The 2,059-nt window shown below is 36.8% G+C and carries 4 protein-coding genes; 1 reads left to right on the plus strand and 3 read right to left on the minus strand.

All coding sequences use genetic code 11. The features are described from left to right. Positions 1–100 precede the first annotated feature (100 nt). The 3 genes from CWC18_RS20665 to CWC18_RS20675 are packed head-to-tail and all read right to left on the minus strand — an operon-like array spanning position 101 to position 1,479. The gene (locus CWC18_RS20665; protein ID WP_138676040.1) at positions 101–700 is read right to left on the minus strand and encodes a hypothetical protein; all 600 of its coding nucleotides are present in this window, start codon (positions 698–700) and stop codon (positions 101–103) included. Between the two features lie 3 nt (positions 701–703). Further along, positions 704–1,225, minus strand: coding sequence for a hypothetical protein (locus CWC18_RS20670; protein WP_138676041.1), 522 nt, complete (start codon positions 1,223–1,225; stop codon positions 704–706). Beyond that, positions 1,222–1,479 (minus strand): helix-turn-helix domain-containing protein, encoded by a 258-nt coding sequence (locus CWC18_RS20675; RefSeq protein WP_138676042.1) that lies wholly within the window; start codon positions 1,477–1,479, stop codon positions 1,222–1,224. The genes CWC18_RS20670 and CWC18_RS20675 overlap by 4 nt, the downstream gene beginning before the upstream one ends. A gap of 91 nt (positions 1,480–1,570) precedes the next feature. Here CWC18_RS20675 and CWC18_RS20680 point away from each other — a divergent pair, with 91 nt between their 5' ends. Further along, positions 1,571–1,930: a hypothetical protein gene (locus CWC18_RS20680; protein WP_138676043.1), complete on the plus strand. Its 360-nt coding sequence runs from the start codon at positions 1,571–1,573 to the stop codon at positions 1,928–1,930. The last annotated feature ends 129 nt before the right edge of the window (positions 1,931–2,059 follow it).

Raw genomic sequence — 2,059 nt, forward strand, 5'->3', positions numbered from 1 at the left:
TTTCATGCTCTTGCCCTGAGGGGGGTGGGAGTTAAAAGGTTATAACAGGAAATTTTAGCTGGTAGCGATAGCCACCAGCCAGTGCTTTTCAGTCGAGACTTTACAGTGCGTTAGCTTCACCTGAATGGTTTGATTTTATCTCACAGATCATCATGGTGAGTAAAGCACCACAGCAAAGAGCCCAACCGATATAGATTAGTCCTTCAAAGTTATCGTAAATTAATGTCCATGATTTCATTTCAAATAAAATAAATGCTAAATCCTCAAGCAAGGCTAACAAGTAAACTAGCGAAGTATATAGGTAAATCCAATGAAAGATACCATCAAAGTGAGTAAGCTCGATTTTATCTGACTGCGATATTAGACGTGACAATTGCACCCTAAAAATGAGCATTAGAACCGTCAACAGACTAAGCAGCAACTGTATACCATAAATCAATGAACTTTGAATCAAAGTATTCTCTTCTGGCGTTAATGCATTAATTAAACCTGTCTCAAAGATAATTGGGGAAAGGGCTGTAAGCACCAATATAAAACCTGCTATATGTGTCATATTGATGTTTTTTGTGTATATACCATATGCTACACATGCAAATAATAATGTTAAATAAAGAGGAGTTACATCACGAACATTCCATAATTGAATGTAAAAAAACGCCATTGTGGCTATACTGAGTAAAATTAAGTTTGAAAGTTTCATTATCTATCCTTGTGAAATATCTACTGGAGGAATAGAGTCGTAATTAACATCAATAGCTGTTGCTCTAGGTCTTTTATATGCTCCTGTCCCACCAAATACCGAAGTACAACTATCGATAGGCAAAGCTCGCATACTAGCTGTTGCTTTTGGTTTTTTATAAGGCGTGACACTGCCACCCACGAGAGTACATATTTGGGCCGAAAGCTCATGCGTTCGGTTTTGTAATTTAGGCGATTTTATCGCATTAGCACTATTAGTATTTAAAACTTCGGTGCTATTAGCCTTTCGTGGTGCTTTATACGCTGTTCCCCCACCTATAAAGGAACAAGTATCATTATGTATAGCTGTGGTAGTGGCTTTTGGTCGTTTATTAGTTTCAGATGCAGCAATTTTAGGAGGCTTAATAGCCAAAGAGCCACCCGACACCAAACTGCAATCACTTCTTGCTATTTCCTTGTGCTTCCCATTCGCCTTAATAAATAGATTCATAGAGCTAAACACATGGTGTAGGCTAAATTTGTTCATGGTTCTTCATCCTGTAAGTTGGGTTTTTCTTTACTGTTTGTGATATCACGGATCTGTTTAATTTCGTTTAATAACGATCCTGCGTTTATCTTACAATATAAAAACCACAAAAAAAGCTGTTTTGAACGAATATCACTCACATCTAATTCGTAATTTATGATGGTTTTTCTATCACACTTGAGTTTTTTTGCCATCGCGTCTTGGGAAATGCCCGCATTGACCCGCATAGCTCTTAAATCATCACCCTCTATCACATCCGTATCCTTTTTATTGTTGGGGAGACTTTTCCACAGTTAAATATACATAATGTTAACAACGCAGTGCAGATGTTAAAACGAGAAGGGCATGTCAACGTTGTCAATGCTTGAACAGATCACAGTGACTGCTGTAAAAACAAGCGGAGTTAAGGATATTTATAAATACGCTAAAGATCAACAGTTCATTTACATTAAATATAACTTTGTATCTGAATTAAGTGAGTTGATAAAGCTCAAGCTTTCTACAGAAGAGACCTGCTTTATACAACAACACCATAAACACGTCTATTGCTTAACGTATTTAAAAAATAAATGGACGGGTAATTATGATGCGATATTTTTTATGGGCGGCCTTGAGATGATAAATGGGTTAGACAGATATGAGGCCAATAAACACCTTAAGAGTTTGCACATGGTAGCTAGAGTGATACGTACTACATTTTTGTAGATTGCAAATTTAGGTAGGCTCGTGCTGCTAGGAGCTACAAACAGGTGTAGCCCAAATTTGAACACACTAATATTTAGTTGTATTAGTTCAGACAAGATCTGACATTTCAATTTGAAAAATTGAGAGTTA

Source organism: Pseudoalteromonas aurantia (assembly GCF_005886875.1).
Lineage (GTDB): Bacteria > Pseudomonadota > Gammaproteobacteria > Enterobacterales > Alteromonadaceae > Pseudoalteromonas > Pseudoalteromonas aurantia_A.